The organism is Pontibacter sp. HSC-36F09, from assembly GCF_024171605.1.
Classification (GTDB): Bacteria; Bacteroidota; Bacteroidia; order Cytophagales; family Hymenobacteraceae; genus Pontibacter.
Genome location: NZ_JALKAA010000004.1, coordinates 109,476 through 131,773, shown reverse-complemented (window position 1 = coordinate 131,773; position 22,298 = coordinate 109,476). Strand labels below are relative to the sequence as shown.

The following is a 22,298-nucleotide window of genomic DNA, read 5'->3' as shown; positions in this document are numbered from 1 at the left end:
GAATCAAAATATAGCCTTCCCAACTATAGCCTTTACTAAAAAACATCAGAACGTTTGAATATAGTGCCCTGTTTAGTGGTTGGTGCATCGATACATGCTGCCACGTACAGGTACTACAATCCAATGCGACCGGATTTTACCGCCCTTCAATAAGTATCAATTAATAAGCAGAGTGTATTTTTTATTCTTAATTCTAGCAAAATGCAGAATTATCACGAAGTGCTTGAAAAGCTCCAAACAATTGAGCAGGCACTATTATGTCAAAACATTTATTTTAAGCCGGTATTAAACTTAAAGGAAGCTAGTCAGTACATTGGCATAAGCACTAGCTTCCTTTACAAGCTGACTAGTTCCAGGGCAATCCCCCATTCTTGCCCTAATGGCAAGATGCTCTTTTTCAAGAAAGAGGATTTAGATGCTTGGATGCAGAGCAACCCACAAAAAACTAGATCTGAGATTTCAGTGGCTAGCGTAGCTTCTATGACCAAACCAAGAAAGGGGGTAGCGTAATGGCACAGCAAGCAAAACCACTATCCAATATCACAGATCAATTAGCTGATCTGCCTGCTTTTCCTTCCAAGATTTACCAGAACTTACCTCAAATGCTTCAAAAAGGAGTTGAAGCTTTTGAGAGCGATAGACAAAAAGATGTGTTCTTAATTGGGGCGCTCGTTGTCTGGAGCGGCTTCCTTGATAACACGCAAGGGATATACATGGGTGAGCGTCTCTACCCGAATATAAACGCCTTTATTGTTGCACCTGCCTCAGGAGGTAAATCATGTTTTAAACATGCCAAAGCTTACGGAGCTCTAGCTCATGCACAATTGCTTGCTGAGAGTAAAACGTTAGCAAGAGAGTATTATTTACAGAAACAAAAGTCAAAAAAAGACCTCGATAAAACCATGAAAGACCCTCTTGCCCCTCCCCTTCGGATGGGTTTCATACCTGGGGATGTTACCTCTGCTGCACTTATAGCAAGGATGGAAGACAATGGGGGCAAAGGAGTGATTTTTGAGACTGAGGCAGACAGCATCTCCAATAAACTCAAAGACAAGCATGGGGGACACGATACAATATTTAGGCAGACGTTTCACCACGAAACAGTGAGTGCGTCACGTAAAAACATGAATGAGCACATCGAGATTAATGTACCTCGCCTGTCAATCGGCACTACTGGCACGCCTGACCAGGTACGTCCTCTTATCTCCTCAACTGAAAATGGGTTATTCAGCCGATTTTGCTTTTACATGTTTGCGCAGGAGTCTGAATGGAGAGGAATGTCTGACAAATCCCACAAGTTAAACAAAACTGAATATTTCAAGGGTTTAGAAAATGAAGCATATACAGCATTAAAGTTCGCACAAGCTCATCCTACTGAGTTCTGCTTTACACCAGAACAAGAAAAGAGGTTTGATCATCAGTACAAAGTATGGCTGAGGGAAACTATTGGCATCTATGGCAGAGATGCAGATTCAATAATCTATAGATTAGGGACTATTACCTTTAGAATCGCCATGATTTTGTCTGCCATCAGGAAAGCTGAAGAACAAACAAAGGGAAGAGATTTAACATGTGTAGATATAGATTTCGAAACCGCCCTATCCTTGGCAGAAGTCTTTAAAACACATGCGACATTCCTTTATTCTCGATTTGCTCCCCCTGTAGTGCAGCGAGTTCAGGACAAGGGAATGCTTCAGTTGTTCGAGCTACTCCCAACACGTTTCAAAAGGGCTGAAGCAGTAGCCGTAGCAGACCAGCATGGAATACCCTTGGGAACATGTAACACCTACCTGAACAAGATGGTGTCCAACAAGCTGATAGCACGTCCTGACGATAAAGAGTGGACTTATGGGGAGTATATAAAGTTGGAAGACAAGACGCATAAATAAGCCTAATAAACTTCATAAAGCTTATAAAGTGTAAATTGAGAGCCCCGCCTTAGACAGGTGGGGTTTCTTAATTTTATGAGGTTTATGAGTTTTATGTCTTGTATTATTGCGATAACCAGCAAAGTTAAATAGCCCTCAAAGTGGCCAAACTTTACTACTTTAATACTTCACTTTCTCCTTGTAGAAGCAAGCCTTCCTATACCCTCTCTTCGTCCAGTTTGATAAAAAGAACATGAATACCAGTGAGTTACTTAAGAAACCAATAAAATACGTCATATTCCCTATCATCAAGCTGAGAAAAGAAGGCAGTGTTTCCACCACCCTCTTCCTTATCAACAGCTATTGACTCCTGCTACGTTCTTTCAGTGGTTTGATTTTAAGGAGGAACCATCTCACAGAACAATGCCTAAGAAATTCAGCATAACTCCCATTTCAGCTATTTTATGCCAGTCGCTACAAACTGTGTAGGAGGCGTATAACTGAAATAATTATGAGGGTATAGCTTACCCCCAATAAAGTATAATAGAAGCCCTGAATCAGAGCTAAGAATCTTATCCACTGCTTTACTCTCTCCAACCTTTATGTCTCTTATAGCTTTAACACAACTCACTTGGAAAGGGCAGTGTACTCTCTGGAGTTTGTATTTTGACATGAAAAGGCAACTGTCAGAAAAGCTATGGGATTCTGGATTCAGAAGCAGCTTTGTTAGTGACATATGACATGGAGGCTATTTAAATAAAAAAAGGGCAGCCAATCGGCTACCCTTTAATTGATTAGTTAGTTAGGCAGCTGCCTTACCGAAAACTTCCTGCTCCATTGTCCGCTCTAACGGGTCATAGTAATAGGTATAGCTCAGGGAAATGATCTCATCTGTTCCCGGAATGTGATAGTCATAGGGGTCACATTCTATCTTCTCTATGTTACCCGGAAGCGTTTTCCCTATAAGACCTTGACACATCGGGTCATTGAATGTACAGGGAATGGTACACGTTTTAGCGGTCGCATAGAACCTGCCGGACTCTTTGGACTGAACCAATTCCATTTCCCCTTGTAGAAGCAGTACGTTGAACTCTCTGCCGTCCTCAGACGTGCGCTTTTTGAAGTCAGTGATTGTTACCATTACTTTTTTATTAAGTGTTATAATTCAACGGGGGGTACCTCCACCCGCTGGAATGGGTGGGGGGCTTGCTATGGGGAGAGTGGCTTTCTGACTTTCGCAAAAATTTTGGGAAAAGTTTTAAGGCTATCTTATATTATGTTAGGCATAACTAACATAATCAGAAAAGGAGGAATAGCTGTAAACTCTGGTAAACTAGTGAATAAATATCCGTGAAGCTTAGCGTAAATCATGCCTTGATACCTTTCACTATGTTTTAGTGTTATGATATGTATAGAGCATAGTTTGAAAGCATTCAGACTTCAAATGCTTTATCAGATTATAAGATTAAATACTTAAATTAAGAGAGTTATGAAAGATTATTACATTGAAGAAAATGCCCATGCAGTAACTATTAATTTTGAATGGCAGGGTAGTTATCGTCCTTACCCTATACCCAAAAAGGAATTAGGGATGGCTCAAGGACAAGAATCGATGTGGATGATGCAGGTTTTAGATAAACCGTGGGCGAGTAAGAAAATGCTGCACGATTTAGCAGGCTATATTAAGCGCTACAAACCTGACAACAAAATTGACTGGGACTCAACATTCAGCATCGTCAATTCATGTTACAACTAAAAGTATAGCTATAGCCCCAAAGCACGCTGTTTATAATTAAATCTCGTGCTTTGGGCTTAATTTCATTAGCCCAAAGCTTAAGCTGCTACTATCATTATTCCTGATTATAGGAATCTTACTGGTTCATGTTTCATAGACAATCTGCACTAAAATGAACTACAAAGGCGTTCCAATCATTTTCCATGCAGAAGGTGCGCATGATCCAGTTCACCACATCCCTTCCATTCGACTACCTCCTTAAGCGGCTCTACAAGTCGGGATTCCCCCTCACGATTTGGCATTGCTAAAATTTCAAACGTAATTGAAACACGGCATATTCCTCTTATACATTCTCGAAGAACCTCACCGCGTACTGGCAGTAATCGATAATTTTCTCCTTGTCCGTTTCAAACTCCTTGCGGCTTCCCAGATAGTTACGGCAGGTAGGTGAGATTTCCTTTCCTGCTGACAATTCCTGATAAGATATACATTTGATGTGCTTCTTGGAGACAAGCACGATTAAAGCATTCTGGTAAGGATAGTCTTTGTTTTTGTCAATGTCTTGTAACTGGAAGGTACCGCTTGCCCTGAACTTCACCTCGATAAAATGCGCCTTTCCATCTTTATAAACCACCAAGTCAGGCATTCTACGGATTTCCATTGCCACATCATCCTTTACCCCTTTCAATAGCTCCATGATACCAGGAATGGTATTTTCCATACCATACTTAAAAACCTGAAAGCCCAGCGAGAGAAACAGTTGCTCGACTAGTGTCTCCGCTATTCTTCCCTTTATGAGATTAAAAACCCAGTTGTTCTCTTTGGTAGGATAGCTTGCTTTTACAGCAGGCGATGCCTCTTTTTGTTCCAAAACTGCAACCTCGCTCCCTTCCTTGCTTTTGTAGCACTTGAAACACAGGCCACCGTTGAATTTAGTAAAGTCACCACACTGGACACATTGAGCCATACCGAAAAAAGATTAAACCAGAGATAGCTTACCAGTTAATCAATTGACGACATTAACCAGGTAAGCATATCATAACACTTAATTTAACCAATATAGCAAATTCCCTATTAGCCGTACAGCTTGAGCGCTTTTTACCTGTATAAAATTCATAAAATATAGATTTTGATAAGAATAACACAAAAGCTATATTTACCTGTCTAAACACCAACTGAAAACATGCTTAACAAGAAAGCCCTGACAGAGCGTGATATCTGCACAAAGTTTATTACGCCTGCCCTGACAGCAGCCGGATGGGATATTCAAAAGCAGGTTCGCGAAGAGTGGGCGTTTACCGATGGTCGCATCATTGTCCGTGGGCATAAGCACACACGCGGCCAGCGCAAGAGAGCAGACTATGTGCTTTTCTACAAGTCTACCATGGTGGCCATTATTGAGGCTAAGGATAATAATCATTCCGTCGGCCATGGCATGCAGCAGGCAAAAGACTATGCCGACATCCTGGATATTCCCTTCATCTATAGTTCTAACGGTGACGCATTTCTGGAGCATGACAAGTCAGTAAAAGAAGGTATAGTTGAGAAAGAGCTATCGCTTGAGGAATTCCCCACTCCGGAGGCATTGTGGCAACGCTATGCCACTTTTAAAAACCTAAGCCCGCAGCAGCAGGAAGTGGTAAAGGAGGAAAACCATAAGGATGAAACCGATCTTGCCCCTCGCTATTACCAGCAGATTGCCATCAACAGAACGATAGAGGCTGTAGCCAGAGGTGAGAAGAGAACGCTCCTAGTTATGGCAACCGGTACAGGGAAAACCTATACCGCTTTCCAGATTATCTGGCGACTATGGAAGGCCAGGACTGTGAAGCGTGTGCTATACCTGGCTGACAGAAATATACTAGTAGACCAGACTAAGACAGGCGACTTCAGGCCTTTCGGCTCTGATATTATGACCAAGATTCAGAACCGTCAGGTAGATAAATCCTACCAGATTTATTTTGCGCTATACCAGGGTCTCACAGGCAATGAGGAAGACAAAAACATCTTCAAGCAGTTCTCCCCAGACTTCTTCGATATGGTAGTAGTGGATGAGTGCCATCGTGGAAGCGCAAAGGAAGAATCGGCTTGGCGGGATGTGCTGACCTATTTTGACTCTGCCATACACCTGGGGCTAACCGCCACTCCAAAGGAAACAAAGGACACCTCCAATATTACCTACTTTGGAGAACCGGTCTATACCTACTCTCTGAAACAAGGTATTGACGACGGCTTTTTGGCTCCCTACAAAGTAGTGCGCATCAGCCTGAACGTGGACGAAGGGTACAGACCCGAGAAAGGAAAAATAGATAAGTATGGTCATGAAATAGAGGACCGTATATACAACACCAAAGACTTTGACCGCAACCTGGTTATAGATGATCGCACCAAGGCAGCAGCCAGGAAAATATCAGAATACCTGAAGCTGACAGATCGTATGGCCAAAACCATTGTGTTTTGTGTGGACACGGAACATGCTGAGCGCATGCGACAGGCACTGGTAAACGAAAACAGCGACATGCTACAAACTTACCCAAAGTATGTGGTGCGCATCACCGGTGATGATGAGATTGGCAAAAAGGAGCTTTACAACTTCTCCTCAGTTCTTGAGAAAGAGCCTGTTATTGCAACTACATCGAAGCTTTTAACAACGGGTGTAGATACCAAGATGGTAAAGCTGATCGTGCTGGAAGCTGGCATACAGTCTATGACGGAATTTAAACAGATCATAGGGCGTGGCACCCGCCTGCGTGAAGATGACGGTAAGGTATACTTCTCTATCATGGATTTCAGACAAGTAACCAATCTGTTTGCAGATCCTGATTTTGATGGAGATCCTGTTGTTATTTATGAGCCAGGGCCAGACGAACCGCCTGTTCCTCCTGTTAAACCAGATGATAAAGCAGGGCCTGATGATAAAGACGACGATGATCCTATCACAGATCCGCCTTTCGGACCAAAGAAGTATTATGTTAACGATGTAGCGGTAGCAGTGATCAATGAGCGGGTGCAGTATTATGGTGCAGACGGTAAACTGATCACAGAGTCATTAAAAAACTATTCCCGCAATAAAATATTAAGCGAGTACACTTCCATGGATGATTTCCTGATCAAGTGGAATGAGAGCGAACGTAAAGAAGCTATTATTAATGAACTGGCAGAAAAAGGTGTGCTATTCGAAGAACTTCAGCAGGAAATAGGTAAAGACATGGATGCCTTTGATCTGATCGTTCACATCGCTTTTGATAGACCACCACTTACTCGGAAAGAAAGAGCTGAAGAAGTAAAGAAGCGCAACTACTTTGAGAAGTATGGCTCCGGAGCCCGGGAAGTGCTACAGACTTTGCTTGAGAAATATGCCGATGAAGGTATAAGTTCTCTGGAGAACAACTCTGTGCTGACTGTTAAACCCCTAAACCAATTTGGAACCCCAATCGAGATTGTAAAGCGCTTTGGTAAGAAGGCCGACTTTGAGAAGGCGATTAATGAGCTTGAACAGGAGCTTTACAGGTCTGCATAGGCTGTGTTTGTCGGCATTAGGAATTGCATAACTTAAGAATGTTAACCCCCACGCTAACTGAAAATATGCTAAGTGATTACACAAAACTATTAATAGCTTTTAAGGCTATTCCTCAACCCAAAAGAGTTCGGACTCTTATGGAGATTTCAGGTTACCCACACTACGAAAATGTTTGTAGCAACATCCTGAAGTTTTACCTTAATCCTAATGAAGAGCATAATTTGGGTGATTTAGTTCTTAACTCTTTGATTCACTTAATTGATGAAGATTTCAGGTTTGACCTCGACTTTGAAGAAATTGAGGTTATAAGAGAACTGAGAACAATTAACGATAAAAGGTTAGATATATTAGTTCTTACTAACAACTATGCAATTGGGATTGAAAATAAAATTTTTCACCATTTACATAACGACTTAGCAGACTACTCTAAGACAGTAAACTCTTATTGCTACAACACACGAAAGCCTGTTTGTATAGTTCTGTCATTAAATAAACTAACTTCTCCAGTAGATCAGAACCTTATACTTAAGAATCATTTCATCAATATAACTTACGATCAACTTTTTCAAAACATTAAGAAGAACATTGGTAGTTATTTAAGAAGCAACAACTCTGTATATGTACACCATTTAACAGATTTCATACGAACATTAGAGAACTTAACAAATAAGACAATGGAAGATAGAGCACTATTGACATTCTTCAGAAATAACTCCGAAGCTGTACAAGAATTGACTGACAAGTTTATTGAGTACACAAACTCCATTTACAAAAAAGTAAATGAATTAAACAACATATTGCCAAGCAATGAATTTGCTCCCTCAGTTCATAGGCAATGGATTTGGGATGGAAGAAGAGAAGGACAGAAGAAAGTAGCCTTAGTTCATGACTTTAAAATAAGTGATACATACCATATTGCTATTGACACTTGTGTTGACATAAATGGATGGGAGATTCAGCTTTTTGGTCGAAATCACCAATCTGACGACTACTTATATAACACCATGTGTAATGACAACGATTTTTTGCCAAAAGCTCTTGACAATTATGAGCGGAACGGAAGATTAATCTTTGACAAGTTTAACATAGAGGTAGAAATTTCTACAGTTGCTCAAAGTTTATCTGAGCTTCTGAACAGGATTGAAGATTACAAAAAGCGCGCAGAAGAAAGAAGTATGATAACCCCTGCGGAAGTACAGTAGCAAATATTTAGCATAAAGGTGTTGTTGCGCCTTTATATTCAGCTAAAAAATTAGACGCTACAGCGTGCGCAGTTCTTAAGAGTAGCTTGAAAATACAATTACAGAAAATTACGCTTACAAATACACTTACATGAGTAACCTTTCAGGTATAATAAAATCCATCCGAGACATCATGCGCCAGGATGCGGGAGTGGACGGAGATGCACAGCGTATCTCCCAGATGGTGTGGATGCTTTTTTTGAAAGTTTTCAGCGACAAGGAGGAAGAGTGGGAACTAACCATAGACAACTATAAATCGCCTATACCTGCCAAGCTACAGTGGAGCAACTGGGCTGCCGACGAGGAAGGTACGACTGGTGATGAGCTGCTCGACTTCGTGAACAACGAACTGTTCGAGACGCTGAAGAACCTGGACGTGGCACCGAAAACCGACCCGCAGGGCTGGATCGTGAAGCAGGTGTTTGAGGATACCTACAACTACATGAAGAGCGGTACGCTGATCCGCCAGGTGATCAACAAGATTAACCAGATCGACTTTAACTCCTCTTCGGACCGCCACCTGTTCAACGACATCTACGAGAACATGCTCAAGGAGCTACAAAGCGCTGGCTCCTCGGGCGAGTACTATACCCCGCGTGCGGTGACGCAGTTTATGGTAGACATGACGGCTCCGCAGATCGGCGAAAGCGTGTTAGACCCTGCCTGCGGAACGGGCGGCTTCCTGACCTGCGCGATTGAGCACGTGCGTACCCAGCTAAGCAACCCCAGCGACATACAGACGCTACAGGAGAGCTTTCAGGGGGTAGAGAAAAAGCCGTTGCCGCACATGCTGGCTACCACCAACCTGATGCTACACGGCATGGATGTCCCGGTTATTCGACACGATAACCTGTTGGTGCGTTCTTACGACAGCTGGGGGCCGAAAGACCAGGTAGACATTATCCTGAGCAACCCACCGTTCGGGGGAACAGAGGAAGAAGGCACCGACGCTAATTTTCCGCCCAAGTTTAAGACTAAGGAAACAGCCGACTTGTTCATGGCACTCATCATGCGCCTGCTTAAAGATAACGGCCGCGCAGCTGTGGTACTGCCTGATGGTACACTTTTTGGCGAGGGTGTGAAAACGCGCATCAAAGAGGAGCTGCTTAGCAAGTGTAACCTGCACACCATCGTGCGCCTGCCCAACGGCGTGTTCAACCCTTACACCAGCATTAAAACCAATCTGCTGTTCTTCACAAAAGGTGAGCCTACCAAAGAAGTTTGGTATTTTGAGCACCCCTACCCTGCCGGAGCGAAAAGCTATAACAAGGGCAAGCCGATCAATATAAAGGAGTTTGACCTGGAGAAAGCTTGGTGGAATAACCGTGAGGAGAACGAGTATGCCTGGCGCGTGCCCGTGGAGGAAATTGTAGCCCGCAACTTTAACCTCGACATCAAGAACCCGCATGCACCTGAATCTACTTTAGGTGTACCTTCAGAGATTTTGACAAAGCTGCAGGAGACAAACAGGCTTGTAAAAGCGCTGCAGCAGGAGATTGTAAATGCATTGGAAGAATCCCTGTTAAGCTAAGCCGCACATGTTACTACTGGAGCAATTCGAAAACCTGACCCTGCATCCCAAAAACGCAGCCAGGCTAAAAGAACTCGTCCTACAGCTGGCCGTGCAGGGAAAGCTAACCGAGAACTGGCGCAGACAAAACCCTGAAGTGGAGCCTGCCGCTGTACTGCTGAAGCGCATTGAAGCGGAGAAGGCGCAGTTGGTGAAGGAGAAGAAAATCAAAAAGGAGAAACCGCTGGATCCAATTTCAGAGGATGAAATACCTTATACTTTGCCAGAGGGTTGGGTTTGGTGTAGAATGGGGGATATTGGATATACTAACATTGGCTTAACTTATTCACCTAAAGATATTTCTGACAAAGGCATACCAGTATTGCGGTCTTCGAATGTTCAAAACGGCAAAATTTGCTTAAATGATTTAGTTCGTGTAGACAGAGCTGTTGACGAGAAGGCCATTGTTAAAAATGGAGATCTGTTAATATGTGCGAGAAACGGAAGTAAGAAGCTTGTAGGAAAATGTGCCATCATAAACGACTTAAAAGAAGAAATGGCTTTTGGTGCTTTTATGGCTATTTTCCGCTGTGAGTATAACTCTTACATTAAGTATTTTATTGAGTCACCAACATATCGTGAAAGCTTAGAAGGAGTATCAACTACAACTATAAACCAAATAACTCAAGGTAATTTAAAGAATACTCTTCTCCCACTCCCTCCCCTTGCCGAGCAGGAAGCCATTGTGGCGCAGGTGGAAGAGTTAATGCAGAAAATTGAGGAACTGGAGAAGCAAACGGCAGAACGCATACAGCTGAAGCAGCACCTGGGAGCCGCCGCCTTACAGCAATTAACAGCCGCCACCGACGAGGAACTGGAGCAAAACTGGCTTTTCCTGAAGCAGCACTTCCAGACGATGTTTGATGAAGCCGCGAACGTAAAAAAGCTCCGCGAAACCATCCTTCAGTTGGCTGTGCAAGGCAGACTCACCGCCACCTGGCGCACCCAAAACCCCACCACCGAGCCAGCCTCCGATCTTCTTAAACGCATTCAGGCAGAAAAGTCGCAACTGGTAAAGGAGAAAAAGATTAAAAAGGAAAAACCGCTGGAGCCTATTTCAGAGGATGAAGTGCCTTATACTTTGCCGGAGGGTTGGGTTTGGTGTAGGTTAGGCTTTGCAACCAATTTCATAGATTACAGAGGCAAAACCCCTCTAAAAATTGAATCTGGCATAAAGCTGATTACTGCAAAGAATGTAAAAAAAGGCTTTTTCTCACCTACACCAGAAGAATTCATATCAGAGGAAAGTTACAAGTCACATATGACTAGAGGTATACCAAATAAAGGTGATATTTTGTTCACTACGGAAGCACCTATGGGTAGCGCTTGCTTATTAGAAGTAGATCCACCATTTGCTTTAGCTCAAAGAATCATTACCATACAACCTATAGTTATAAATTCTAAATACTTACTTCACACCTTCCTTTCTGCTCCTTTTCAGGGACAGCTACAAGAAAAATCTTCTGGAATGACAGCAACAGGTATAAAAAGCGCTCGATTAATTACACTACCTATACCCATTCCTCCCCTTGCAGAACAAGAAGCCATTGTTGCCAAAGTAGACCAACTTATGCAGTTATGCGATGAATTAGAACACCAGATTCAGCAGTCGAAGCAAGAGACGGAAGCGCTGATGCAGGCAGTAGTGCAGGTGGCTTTGCAAGTTAATGAGGAAGTGTTTAGTTAAAATCCCTTACAAATATTAGAATCTTAGCAATAGCCAATGGAGATAGTTTACTTCTGGATTGGAGAATTCAGGAATATTAAAAAGTTAGGAGTCAATTTTGGCTCTGAGTACATCTTCAATATCAAAGAAGAAGGTGATAAGTATGTAATTACTGGTGAAGAAAACAAGAGTTACATAAGAGACTTTTTCAGCTTCGAAGAAGGTCAGAGTGATATTATAAACTTATCGGCAATAGTAGGTGATAATGGAAGCGGTAAAACTAATTTCTTAGAAGCTTTTAGAAGAGCTATAACAGATGAACGTAGTCATTTTGATTATATCATCATTTATAAGCGCAAAGTAAAAAATGATATAAATTTTCATGTTCGAAGTACCGTAGAATATCAATCCCAAATTCAAATGCTGGATATTCACGAACACGTAATTCCACATAATGAAGTAATTTTTTATTCTCCTACATTAGATTTATCTATTTACCCTATTCGTAATGAAACCCCGATAGGAATAGACGTCTCTTCTAATTGGCTGCTTTTTGCAGACTCACATAATGAAACCTCTGCTCGAGAGAATCTACATATTGTAGAATATCACAAAGCTCAAGACAGTCTTAGGCAAATCAAATTAGTCAATAAGAATATCTTAACTAATGAAATCAAAAATAAGATTGATATACCTAAGAGGGTTGTAATTAACACCGTGAGAACTGACTTTCCTCATGATGCTACTGATCTTTCAAGGGTGAGAAATGTACCTCATACATTTAGAAAATACTATAACCTTTTGGTAGAGAAGAGCAATGTAGTAAATGATCTAGCACATGAGGAAGATGATGCCAGGCGTTTGTATGGCGACAATTCAGAAGAATACCTTTACATACGAAAACAAAAATGTTTTGCTTTTTTTCTTTACCACCTAATAACCAATATTTACTATAATCTAGAGAAAACAAATCATTGGCTAGATCAAGGAGAAGTAGGTATTTCTCCTGAGGATTTAGAAAAGCTAAATCAAGAGGATGCTACAATTGCTTTTTTAAGAAATCAAGACCTAATTGATTTCAGCGCAACGGGTAGTTTCATAGAAGAAACTAAGAAAAGTATATTCGGAGGATATCCAAGGGAAGAAAGTAATGATTACTGCAGTTGGACCGTGCTGCCTACAGAAACTGAAGCAGTAATTAATTCTTACGAGTTGTACCTGCTATCATTAGTAAATTTTTCTGATTATGGAGGACCAAATGGGCTGCTTGATTTTGATTGGGTTGGGTTGAGTACAGGTGAAAGAGCTTTATTTAATCTTTACTCTAGATTTTATTATGCTAAGAATCAAATTTCAGTAAGACGAAAAGAAAGATATAAGAAAGGTATAAAGCCTTTGCCCAACATTATATATATACTTATAGATGAAGGAGAATTAGGCTTCCACTTACAGTGGCAAAAAGACTACATTAAAGAATTGATTACTTGGTTACCAGAGCTACTTTCCTTCAAGGATGGGGCAGAAGTATATAAACCTAAAATCCAGCTGATTTTTGCTACACACTCACCCATTAGTTTGTCAGATGTACCCAATTCACACATTATATATTTAAAGAAGAACTACAGCAATAAAACTACAGCTGTTCTAGAAGGTCCAGAACGTCCTACAAAATCGTTTGGAGCTAATGTGCATACCTTGATGGCACATTCATTCTTTCTGAATGACGGACTAGTAGGTAAACTAGCTGTAAATAAAATCAATGGGGTGATTGCCATTTTGAATGATAACAATTCGATGGCAGAAGAGCTTGAATATGCATCAAAAGTAATCTCTATTATTGATGAACCACTATTGAGAAAGCAACTGGAACTTCAATTAGCTCAAAAAGAAGGAAAGACTGAGAAGGAGTTTTTGGAAATGGAGCTTGCTCGAATTCAAGAGAGATTAAGAAATCTATAATTCACATGATTCATATTATAACAACAAATACAAAAAGCGCAGCTCAAATTCATAGTCATCAACTTACTCCTACTCTAAAGGAAAGAATTAAAAGTAGCTCTTTAACGAAGGATGTTAAAATATATTTAGACGACAACCTTGAAGATGTTTTAACAGGCACTCCAACAAGGCTGGTAGAAGTTCATGAAGAGTTTAAAGCTTTAATAGATAGAAGAGACAAGAAAAGAGTTGTCAAAGGTATTAAAGCGATTTTTAAATATGATTTATTTATAGAGAAAAAGGTAGGATATAACGCATATAACCTTGCTGAGAACTTAGGAATGAATGTTTGTCCTTACTGTAATAGGGAACATACAATAACTATCAACAACAAAGAAGTAAAAGGACAACTAACTAGGCCAGATTTTGACCACTATTTGCCAAAATCTCAATACCCATTATTCGCTCTTTCTTTTTACAACCTAATTCCGAGCTGCAAAATATGTAACAGTACTTTTAAAGGGAAGAAGAATGTCAAACTAAAGACACATTTACACCCTTATGTAGATAGTATCCTGAGCCACGTGAAGTTCGACTATAAGGAAACTGTAAACGCTGCCGGGGAAAAAGATATTGAGATTATTATAAAGCCTATAAAGGATTGTAAAGATAAAATTAGGATTGCTAAAAGCCTTGAGTTGTTTAAAATTGAAAAGGTCTACAACGGGCATAAATATATTGTCAAAGACCTTCTAGATAAGAAAGATGAGGCAAATGGTGATTACCTAGAAATTTTGGCAAATCATACATATAAGAATCTTAAAACATCAAAGGAACGCCTCTACTATTTCGCATTCGGTACTTATCAAGATGAGAAGGACTTTTATAAAAGACCTTTTTCAAAGCTCGTTTATGACATTCTAGATAAGGAGAAAATGCTAGAATCTCTCACAAAAACTGAAGATTACTAAACAAGCAATTCTATGTCTAACATAACAGTGATTAATAAAATCGAGCTTCATTACTTCTTTAATAATGGGTCCCACTCCATGGATGCCTATGTAAGGAATAAGTGTGAAGCAGAACTATTAGCCATAGTTAGAGAGATAGCCACGCTTGCAGGTATACAGCTAAAAGTCGAAACCGAGCCTTATAAAGAAGGCGGACTAAGAGAGATATTTGAGCTGATAACAAAAAATCAGTTTCTGCTACCAATCATAACCAGTATCATAAGTGGTGTGGTCACCGGTTTTGTTGTACACAGACTAAATTCTGACTCAGAATTCGAAGATTTGCAAAAGCAAAAGCTTAGGTTAGAAATCAAGAAGCTAGAAAAGGAATTAAACGAATCCAGCCGCTCTGCTATAACCCTTGACACCACTAAGGCTGCAGAAGTAATCAGCAACAACAGCTATAAAATCGCAAAGCATAAGTCAAACTTTTATAAGGCTCTAGCTAGTTACCCTAAAATTACACAAATCTCTTTCAGCAGGTTGAATTCGAGTAATGAAGAAGTCACCGAACCCAGAGTAGTATCGAGGCAGGACTTTGACCAGTTCATCTTGGATACAGACGAGTTGCCTTCCGTCTTAGATAATCAGGCTGAGATAGAGATTATTTCGCCTGTTCTTAAACCCGGCCCCTACAAGTGGAAAGGGTATTACACAGCATTGGGTGAGACAATTGACTTCTATATGAAGGATAGTGAATTCAAGTCCGACATTCTGAGCAAAGGTATAGCCTTCAGGAGCGGCACCCGCATTGACTGTGTCCTTGAAATCGCCCGAAAAATAACGGAAACAGGTGAGATAATTAACTCTTCGTACGCTGTATCTACCGTCCTGACTGTTCGTGATGATAAGGCCACTGTTGAGACCCCGCAAGGCAAAAAGTATAAAGTGGATATCCAGCTTCGAAAAAAGCAGCTGGACTTGTTTAGCTGAAGCCCCTACCCTATCTCCGGAACCGAACACATAAAATAAAAGGTGGATATATACGAACTCAAGAGCCTCTTAACAGAAGTCAGCCATATTTCTAAACGATATAGCGATTTGGCTCAACTGACAGGTGAAAACTTTAACATCTTTAAAATACTGAGCCTTCAGACGGCAGAAGTAAGAGCACATTCCGCTTTCTTGGCTGAGTTGCTCAATCCTTGTGGTGCTCATGGACAAGGAGATTTATTTCTCAGTCTATTTGTCGAGCAGTTGGGAGTTCAAGGCTTTGATACGCGAACTGCCTTTGCCGAGGTGGAAAAGTATACAGGTATCATTAACGCTGATTATACTAAGGGCGGGAAAATAGATATACTTATAACTGATGGTACAGGCAAACACATCATTATTGAAAACAAAATTAATGCTCAAGATCAGAAAAATCAGCTGCTTAGGTACTACAACTTTGATCCAAGAGGCCAACTCTATTACCTGACGCTATTCGGCAATAGTCCTGCATTAACAAGTACAGATGGTCAGCTCTCTGTTGACAAGTATAAGCTTATTTCTTACAGTAATGATATTCTTGATTGGCTGGAGAAGTGCAAAAAAGAAGCAGCATTACTGCCTACTGTACGCGAGAGCATAGTACAATACATCAATCTTCTACGCTCACTCACTGACCAAACCTCCACAGAAAAAATGAAGGAAGAAATAAAAGCACTCCTGTCACAGAATCCGGATTACGTAGATGCCTACACCACATGTGAGCAGGCTGTGAATGAGCTCCTAAGCGACGCAAAAAAGAAGTTTGTCGAGACGTTTAATCGTAAGTTTTCATCTGTTGATATATCTCTTCAGGAGGATTCATGCATTCAGGTTATGTGGGGTGAAGATAGTGACGGAGTTCATTTTGGCTATAGGTATCAAGAAATTGGTAAAAGTACAGGCAACCCAGAGCAGCCAAGCTATTACACTGACTTGCTAAAACAAATAGAAAGCAACAACCAAATGTATTCCAGCGTGTGGCTTTGCGGCTGGTTTAATCCTAAGCCTTTTAGCCGGTATGGAAAATTCGAGCACCTAGACCGCAAAGAAAGAATCAAGATGGCAACAGACTCTACATATTTGGAGGAGTTCATTGACAGACTAATTGCTCAGGAAAGAGAGGTTACAGAAGAACTAAGGAAAAGAATAAAATTAGCAGCCGAGCTGCAGCAGTAACACACTACATGAAACAAGCTCTCTTACAGCTTTGATTCTATAATTACACAACCACCAAACTTAATATTTGACCCATAAAGATGATGAACGAATTCAAAAAATATTGCCAGCAGCTTTTTGAAAACTGGTTGTCAGGAAATATTGGTTTCAATGCAAACCAGGTAGCTAATTTCCAAGATGAGTACTGCCCTGAGCCATACCTTATACTTAGCGGTGATTTTGAAGAAGGTAATACGATGTTTTTCCTGACCAATAATCCAGGCGGAGGAATGGAGTTTCAGAGAAGACACAACATACTTGATAATAAGAGTATCATAAATCCGGGGCTGTCTTATGAAGAAAATGCAAAGGTGTTATCCAGCCACTATTTAAAAACGCTAAAAGGAACCCCGAAAACCAGGATTGAGAAAATGATTGAGATGGGGCGAGCCCTTGGCTACAACAATGTTGTTCAACTGGAGTCCTTTCCCTTCCACAGCAATAGCTTCAACCCTGCTGACAAAGCTTTTGTGATTCAGCAAAGTCAAGTACTGGGCAATCCTATCCACGAGTACACTTCATTACTCAGAAACCTGATGGTGGGTAGATCAGCTGTTACGCTTTCTGTTACATCCAATGATTGGATGAATTTTCAGGCTGACCTCATTGGCTTTGGCTTACAAAACTGCACCACAGTAATAACAAACACAAGCGGCCCAGGCAATGCTTCTGGGTGGTTCTATTATACATCCGATGAGCAGGTTTTTAAAGGACTAACAGCCGTAGCTGGATCATATACTTTACCTGGCGGTGCTAATTTTCAGAAGATACTGGATGTGCTGCACAAGCACGCTGGCCATAATGTATCTCAAAACATTGTGAGCACCGATAAGCCAGATGTTAAACAATCACCTACTGAAAAACCACAGGCGCAACAAGCACCTAAGCCAGCGATTCCAGAAGGAAGATTAACTTACAAATCTAATAGGAGAAACGGTGAAGCAATAGACCTTATCAAAGGAGAATTGCAAAAGTTGATAGATAAGAATTCCTGGAGATTCGTACTTCGGCCAATAAATCTTGGCATTGAGAGTGTCCTTTGGGTGCAGGCGCAAGATGCAACAGCCAGAAAAATTACTCCAAGGTCTCGCCAGTTGATTGAAGGTGGTAGAAAATTACATCCCGACGCAACTGGAGGGTTGGATGATGTGCAAGAGCGCCTGGAGGAAGCAAAGCGTCGCCTAATAGATTACGCTAATACTTGTGGTCTGTAAAGCACAATTCATAGCCGGCATCTGTTACCAAACAAACTATTCCCAAATATGGCATTCGAACCGAATAACATCACCAAAGAGCACATCCTTAAAGCAGTAGCTCGCATAAAATCTGAGAACATCGATCTGGTTCCTTCTACCCGTTGGAATGTGCTAGTTGGCAATGAACAGTTTCCTCCAAAAGACCTTATGCGGCTAGCTCATGAGGAGATGAATGGGGAGCGTATTTGGTTTAATAGTGGTGGGTATGCTACAAACAGGTACTTTGAAAAAATGGGTTATGCTATAGTAGAAAAAGACAGTTTGGCTGATCCTATCAAAGAGCTAATAGCCAAATATAAAATTGATCTACAGGAGAATAAACTTGCAGATGAAATCTATAAATGGAAGTTAGTTAATCAGTATAAGGGGAGACCTGACCTAACAGCGTCTGATTTTCTAGAAGAACTAAAAGGTATCAACTACTCTAATCTTATTTATGGTGTAGGTATAGCAGTTATATATCATCTTGCCAAAGATAGAGCAGAGCCATACAGGGAATGCTTTAAAGTACTGTTCAATGAAAGCCTTCCACTGGCTGAAAGGCTAGAATTCTTCCATACAGAAACATTGAAGCTTTACCGGGAATTAGTCCCTGAAGATAAGTACTCTCACCATCAAGATGAGAGAACGATGGCTACGTTCCTGGCTTTCCATAATCCGGATAAATATCCTTTCTACAAAGATTCTTTCTATCAAAAGTATTGTAAGTTAATCGGTGTAAAAGCAAGGAAAAAAGGTGAAAAATATCTGCATTACCTGGAGTTACTGAATGAGTTTATATCAGAGTATCTAGAGCCGGATACTGAACTATCAGATATGGTAGATAATCTCATACCTGAGGATGCCTTCAAGGATACCAATCGCAAAATTCTTGCTCAGGATATACTCTACAGGATGCTCGACAAAGGGTTGGAAGAAATTGAGATAGGAGATGCTTCTGTCTTTAAAGTATCTATGGGTGATTTTACTGATAAGGAAATAGAGGAATGTATTTCTCAATGCAAAATCCTGGTTCATAAGGATACCAAATCACTTGGCCGTAGTAACGAGAGCCAAGGATCAGTCTTTTCTGAAAAGATGAGAGTCGGAGACTATTTTTACTTGACACCTGGTAATAGAAATGTGGCTGTTAGTTTATTAGGTAGAATCACTGGTGATGCAGTTCCGGCTATTTACAATGGTTACGGAAATGGTGGCTGGCTTGAAAGGCCTTTTGAACTTGTGTCTATACCAAAAAATAAAACTAAGTATAGAGGCACTCAGAAATGGTGGACTCCTAATAGTAATAGTACCTGTGTTATTATTAAGGAGGATGAATTAGATGAAGCAAATAAGTACCTATTCGAGCCTTATTTTATGACTAAGCTAGTACAAACTCCTATCAATCTAGATGATAACGTTGACCTTACATTGCAAGCTGGAAATGATATTAATCTATTAAAAACACCTCAAACACCTTTAAACATAATCCTCTACGGCCCTCCAGGAACCGGCAAAACATATAATACTATAGAACTTGCCGTTGAGTTGATAACAGGAAAGAAAGATTCTGCTCATGCAACAAATAAAAAGACATTCGATCAACTGAAGAAAGAAGGTCAGATCGAATTTATCACCTTCCATCAGAATTACTCCTATGAGGATTTTGTGGTAGGTATAAAGCCAGACTTGAACCATGCTGACTTGAAGTTTAGAAAGAATGAAGGTATCTTCTACAATATCTGTGAAAGGGCAAAAAAAGAGTATGATAAGCAAGGTGATAAAAAGCTAGATAATAATAAGCCACAGGTCAAAGTAAACTCTTCCCCTTCTCTTAAACCTTTTGAGGAGGCTTTCAAAGAGTATTTCAAGCCATTGATAGAAAATGGTAAAGAGGTTGAAATTTCGATGAAGTCAGGGAAGACACTTAAGATTATTGAGATTACTGGTGAAAGTATAAGGCTTGAATATCATAGTGGTTCAAAAGACCATTCGTTGACAAAAGCGACTCTAAAAAAAGCCTATGAAGATCCTACTGCTTTTGACAGAGGAGAATTTATCAAAGGTGGCCCTCGAAATAACTATAGATATGTTTTAGAAAAACTTTGGAAACAGGGCTGGCAATCCAGTGCAATTGGGCACTCTAGCACAGTTGAGAAATCCAATAATGTATCGCAGCTAAAAAATTATGTACTGATAATTGATGAGATCAACAGGGCCAATATCTCCAGAGTATTTGGTGAGCTGATCACGCTGCTGGAGGAAGACAAGCGCCTAGGAGCCGAGAACGAGCTAAGACTTACTCTACCAAATGGAGAACAGGATTTTGCCCTTCCTCCTAACCTATATGTACTTGGCACTATGAACACCGCTGACAAATCTATTGCGCTTGTTGATATTGCTCTTCGAAGAAGGTTTGAGTTCCGAGGGTTTTACCCTACTAAATCAGTTATAAACGATCTTGCCGCAGAGGGAAAAATGCATGACGATGTGCCTGATCTGCTAGCGGCTCTCAACAAGAAGATATTTGAAAAGAAAGGTGCAGATTTCCTGGTGGGTCACGCTTACTTCATCAACAAGATAACAGACCAAGACCTATACACTACTCTGAAGCGAAAGGTCATACCACTGCTCATGGAGTACTTCTCTGGTAAAGTTGACTTAGTGCGCGATCTATTCAGTAACAGCGGCTATGAAGTAAAATATGATACAGACAACTACGATTGGGCAATAGCCAAGGCTAGACATGCTGTTTGAATATAGTGCATTCCACCCGCTCGGTAAGCTTAACAGAAAGAAGCTGGAGTCTTTCCTGCAACAGGTATGGAAAGACCGTTATATTGCCTATGCTGAAGAGTTCTTCGAGGAAAATACCGCGCCAGAAGAAGAGAAGCAATCTCAGCCGTTTCTGAAGTTTGATGGGAATGATTTCAAGACGCAGAACTTTATTGGCTTTATTCAACAGGATGGAGAAACAATCGAAATCTATCCCAAGGTCTTCAAAAGGGAGCCATCTGTTAGCAAAGCACTCATGTTGGACCACATCTTCTATTGGTTCAGCTACTGCAGCAAGCTACACTTCCCTGTGCTGGATTCCTCTTTGGATAAACAGGATGCAGACCCTTTACCTGAGTTACTGATCTGGCATTTTGCCAATTACACCGCTGAGGTAATAGCCACACAGCCTTACAGCCAGTATGAAGAAGTAACGGAGGTGCTCTACTCCCCTAAAGGCAGGATAGACTTCAGCGCCTACATCCGCAACGGCATGACTACCGGCAACTACCACCACATTGACTGTGTGCACGAGCCGTTCCTATACGACAACACGCTCAACCGCGCCATAAAATATGTGTGCCGTCTACTCCAAAGCAGTACCAAGCTCGCAAGCACCCAGTCGCTGCTACAGCAAATCACCTTCCAGCTGGATGAGGTGGAGGATGTCCCCTGCTCAGCCTCTGATTTGGATACAGTATCGCTTAATCCCCTCTTCACAGAATATGCAACCATCATCGAATGGTGCAAGCGCATACTAAACCAGCAGCTGTATTCCTCTCACACCTATGACAGCCTGCAGTGGGCTTTGCTGCTGCCGATGGAGTATGTGTTTGAAGATTTTGTGTTAGGCTTTGTCAGGAAGCATTTTGGAAATGTCTACAAAGTGCATGCACAGAAGTCGGACCTCTACCTTTCAGACAGCCCCAAGGCCTTCCAGATGCAGCACGATATCTTTCTGGAGCATAGAAAGACAGGCGAAAGGATCATTATCGACACCAAGTATAAACCTCGCTGGGATCTGAGACACACTGACATTAAGCAGGAGATGGCGCAGTCGGACATGTACCAGATGGTCAGCTACGCTTACAGAAGAGGGTGCGAAAACGTGATTCTGCTCTATCCTAACACTTCAGAGGAGCTGGCGGATGATTATACATTTTGTATCCCATCAGGTCTTGGAGAGGGGATTATCAATGTCAAAGTAAGTGAGGTGCCTTTTTGGAGCAAGAATAACCAAAAAGTCATTGAAGAGGGACTAATGAAAGCCTTGGCAAGTTTATTGAATATCAATTAGGGCGAGCATTAACCTGTGTAAGCAATATTGGAGTCACATAATCATGCTGTAAAGGCAGAAACTACAGACCCTTATTCGAAGAAACGTGTGCAAATTGTGTGCAAATAAAAAAGCACTTACCAGATTTCTCTACGTAAGTGCTTGATTATCAAGTGGGCCCACCTGGAATCGAACCAGGCACCTACTGATTATGAGTCAGTTGCTCTAACCGAATGAGCTATAGGCCCGTTCCCTTAAAAGAATGTGCTTCCTTTGA

16 protein-coding genes and 1 tRNA gene are annotated in these 22,298 nt (G+C 41.1%); 14 read left to right on the top strand and 3 right to left on the bottom strand.

Translation table 11 applies throughout. The features are described from left to right. Positions 1-201 precede the first annotated feature (201 nt). Together L1278_RS13520 and L1278_RS13515 are read left to right on the top strand one after the other, a co-directional pair. Positions 202-510: a helix-turn-helix domain-containing protein gene (locus tag L1278_RS13520; protein ID WP_253405297.1), complete on the top strand. Its 309-nt coding sequence runs from the start codon at positions 202-204 to the stop codon at positions 508-510. After that, positions 510-1,889 carry a DUF3987 domain-containing protein gene (locus L1278_RS13515; protein WP_253405296.1) on the top strand — a complete coding sequence of 460 codons (1,380 nt, stop codon included), beginning with the start codon at positions 510-512 and terminating at the stop codon, positions 1,887-1,889. The genes L1278_RS13520 and L1278_RS13515 overlap by 1 nt, the downstream gene beginning before the upstream one ends. 781 nt (positions 1,890-2,670) lie before the next feature. Here L1278_RS13515 and L1278_RS13510 read toward each other — a convergent pair. Next, entirely contained in the window at positions 2,671-3,009 is a 339-nt protein-coding gene (locus L1278_RS13510) for a hypothetical protein (RefSeq protein WP_253405295.1), read from the bottom strand. A gap of 348 nt (positions 3,010-3,357) precedes the next feature. Between L1278_RS13510 and L1278_RS13505 the strand changes: the two genes are divergently transcribed. Continuing rightward, entirely contained in the window at positions 3,358-3,624 is a 267-nt protein-coding gene (locus L1278_RS13505; protein WP_253405294.1) for a hypothetical protein, read from the top strand. 322 nt (positions 3,625-3,946) lie between these two features. Here the strand turns inward: L1278_RS13505 and L1278_RS13500 are convergent, their stop codons facing one another. Continuing rightward, complete coding sequence (locus tag L1278_RS13500; protein WP_253405293.1) at positions 3,947-4,474, bottom strand: hypothetical protein; 528 nt, start codon at positions 4,472-4,474, stop codon at positions 3,947-3,949. Between the two features lie 312 nt (positions 4,475-4,786). Here L1278_RS13500 and hsdR point away from each other — a divergent pair, with 312 nt between their 5' ends. The 11 genes from hsdR to L1278_RS13445 all read left to right on the top strand — a co-directional run bounded on the left by hsdR (position 4,787) and on the right by L1278_RS13445 (position 22,042). Next, a complete protein-coding gene (gene hsdR, locus L1278_RS13495; RefSeq protein ID WP_253405291.1) occupies positions 4,787-7,123 on the top strand; it encodes an EcoAI/FtnUII family type I restriction enzme subunit R in 2,337 nt (778 codons plus the stop codon). A gap of 65 nt (positions 7,124-7,188) precedes the next feature. Beyond that, positions 7,189-8,325, top strand: a complete 1,137-nt coding sequence (locus tag L1278_RS13490) for a PD-(D/E)XK nuclease family protein (protein WP_253405289.1) — start codon at positions 7,189-7,191, stop codon at positions 8,323-8,325. A 130-nt stretch (positions 8,326-8,455) separates the two neighbouring features. Next, complete coding sequence (locus tag L1278_RS13485; RefSeq protein WP_253405287.1) at positions 8,456-9,895, top strand: class I SAM-dependent DNA methyltransferase; 1,440 nt, start codon at positions 8,456-8,458, stop codon at positions 9,893-9,895. 7 nt (positions 9,896-9,902) lie between these two features. Further along, positions 9,903-11,621, top strand: coding sequence for a restriction endonuclease subunit S (locus L1278_RS13480; RefSeq protein ID WP_253405285.1), 1,719 nt, complete (start codon positions 9,903-9,905; stop codon positions 11,619-11,621). A gap of 36 nt (positions 11,622-11,657) precedes the next feature. Next, positions 11,658-13,559: an AAA family ATPase gene (locus L1278_RS13475; protein WP_253405280.1), complete on the top strand. Its 1,902-nt coding sequence runs from the start codon at positions 11,658-11,660 to the stop codon at positions 13,557-13,559. A gap of 5 nt (positions 13,560-13,564) precedes the next feature. Further along, positions 13,565-14,509 carry an HNH endonuclease gene (locus L1278_RS13470; protein WP_253405277.1) on the top strand — a complete coding sequence of 315 codons (945 nt, stop codon included), beginning with the start codon at positions 13,565-13,567 and terminating at the stop codon, positions 14,507-14,509. 12 nt (positions 14,510-14,521) lie between these two features. Further along, complete coding sequence (locus L1278_RS13465) at positions 14,522-15,481, top strand: hypothetical protein (protein ID WP_253405275.1); 960 nt, start codon at positions 14,522-14,524, stop codon at positions 15,479-15,481. Between the two features lie 42 nt (positions 15,482-15,523). Next, positions 15,524-16,696 (top strand): PD-(D/E)XK nuclease family protein, encoded by a 1,173-nt coding sequence (locus L1278_RS13460; RefSeq protein ID WP_253405273.1) that lies wholly within the window; start codon positions 15,524-15,526, stop codon positions 16,694-16,696. A gap of 80 nt (positions 16,697-16,776) precedes the next feature. Further along, on the top strand, positions 16,777-17,949 hold the full coding sequence (locus tag L1278_RS13455; RefSeq protein ID WP_253405271.1) for a hypothetical protein: 1,173 nt from the start codon (positions 16,777-16,779) through the stop codon (positions 17,947-17,949). A gap of 48 nt (positions 17,950-17,997) precedes the next feature. Then, complete coding sequence (locus L1278_RS13450; RefSeq protein WP_253405270.1) at positions 17,998-20,727, top strand: McrB family protein; 2,730 nt, start codon at positions 17,998-18,000, stop codon at positions 20,725-20,727. Further along, positions 20,717-22,042, top strand: a complete 1,326-nt coding sequence (locus tag L1278_RS13445) for an McrC family protein (protein ID WP_253405267.1) — start codon at positions 20,717-20,719, stop codon at positions 22,040-22,042. The genes L1278_RS13450 and L1278_RS13445 overlap by 11 nt, the downstream gene beginning before the upstream one ends. Positions 22,043-22,195: 153 nt before the next feature. Here L1278_RS13445 and L1278_RS13440 read toward each other — a convergent pair. Further along, positions 22,196-22,269: transfer RNA gene (locus tag L1278_RS13440), tRNA-Ile, on the bottom strand. Positions 22,270-22,298 lie beyond the last annotated feature (29 nt).

Excerpts from the sequence above, each read along its gene's own strand:
- L1278_RS13520 (WP_253405297.1), top strand. The coding sequence starts at position 202 with ATGCAGAATTATCACGAAGTGCTTGAAAAGCTCCAAACAATTGAGCAG.
- L1278_RS13515 (WP_253405296.1), top strand. The coding sequence starts at position 510 with ATGGCACAGCAAGCAAAACCACTATCCAATATCACAGATCAATTAGCT.
- L1278_RS13510 (WP_253405295.1), bottom strand. The coding sequence starts at position 3,009 with ATGGTAACAATCACTGACTTCAAAAAGCGCACGTCTGAGGACGGCAGA.
- L1278_RS13505 (WP_253405294.1), top strand. The coding sequence starts at position 3,358 with ATGAAAGATTATTACATTGAAGAAAATGCCCATGCAGTAACTATTAAT.
- hsdR (WP_253405291.1), top strand. The coding sequence starts at position 4,787 with ATGCTTAACAAGAAAGCCCTGACAGAGCGTGATATCTGCACAAAGTTT.
- L1278_RS13490 (WP_253405289.1), top strand. The coding sequence starts at position 7,189 with ATGCTAAGTGATTACACAAAACTATTAATAGCTTTTAAGGCTATTCCT.
- L1278_RS13485 (WP_253405287.1), top strand. The coding sequence starts at position 8,456 with ATGAGTAACCTTTCAGGTATAATAAAATCCATCCGAGACATCATGCGC.
- L1278_RS13480 (WP_253405285.1), top strand. The coding sequence starts at position 9,903 with ATGTTACTACTGGAGCAATTCGAAAACCTGACCCTGCATCCCAAAAAC.
- L1278_RS13475 (WP_253405280.1), top strand. The coding sequence starts at position 11,658 with ATGGAGATAGTTTACTTCTGGATTGGAGAATTCAGGAATATTAAAAAG.
- L1278_RS13470 (WP_253405277.1), top strand. The coding sequence starts at position 13,565 with ATGATTCATATTATAACAACAAATACAAAAAGCGCAGCTCAAATTCAT.
- L1278_RS13465 (WP_253405275.1), top strand. The coding sequence starts at position 14,522 with ATGTCTAACATAACAGTGATTAATAAAATCGAGCTTCATTACTTCTTT.
- L1278_RS13455 (WP_253405271.1), top strand. The coding sequence starts at position 16,777 with ATGATGAACGAATTCAAAAAATATTGCCAGCAGCTTTTTGAAAACTGG.
- L1278_RS13450 (WP_253405270.1), top strand. The coding sequence starts at position 17,998 with ATGGCATTCGAACCGAATAACATCACCAAAGAGCACATCCTTAAAGCA.
- L1278_RS13445 (WP_253405267.1), top strand. The coding sequence starts at position 20,717 with ATGCTGTTTGAATATAGTGCATTCCACCCGCTCGGTAAGCTTAACAGA.